The following is a 456-nucleotide window of genomic DNA, read 5'->3' as shown; positions in this document are numbered from 1 at the left end:
TGGATGAGCTGCGCCAGATCTTCAATCGAATAGATGTCGTGGTGCGGCGGCGGCGAGATCAGGCCCACGCCCGGCACTGCATAACGCAGCTTGCCGATGTAATCCGTCACCTTGTGGCCGGGCAGTTGACCGCCCTCGCCGGGCTTGGCGCCCTGCGCCATCTTGATCTGGATCTGATCAGCCGACGCCAGGTACTCGGCCGTCACGCCAAAGCGGCCCGAGGCTACCTGCTTGATTTTCGAGCGCAGCGAATCGCCCTCTTGCAGTTCCAGATCGCGCTCGACCACTTCGCGGCCGATCACGTCCGACAGCTTCGTGCCCTGCTTGATGGGAATGCCGCGCAGTTCGTTGCGATAACGACGCTCGTCTTCACCGCCTTCGCCCGTGTTCGACTTGCCGCCGATGCGGTTCATCGCCACGGCCAGCGTGGTGTGCGCTTCCGTGCTGATCGAACCC

General features: G+C 63.4%; 1 protein-coding gene. It reads right to left on the bottom strand.

Features of this window, described 5'->3' with window-relative positions; translation table 11 throughout:
- Window positions 1–456: glutamate synthase-related protein (locus D7V93_RS44030; protein WP_147451734.1), on the bottom strand; the 456-nt coding region annotated here is incomplete at both ends.

The organism is Corallococcus llansteffanensis (genome assembly GCF_003612055.1).
In the GTDB taxonomy this organism is placed as follows: Bacteria; Myxococcota; Myxococcia; order Myxococcales; family Myxococcaceae; genus Corallococcus; species Corallococcus llansteffanensis.
The sequence above is the reverse complement of the archived record's forward strand: the minus strand, read 5'-3'. Positions and strand labels throughout refer to the sequence as shown.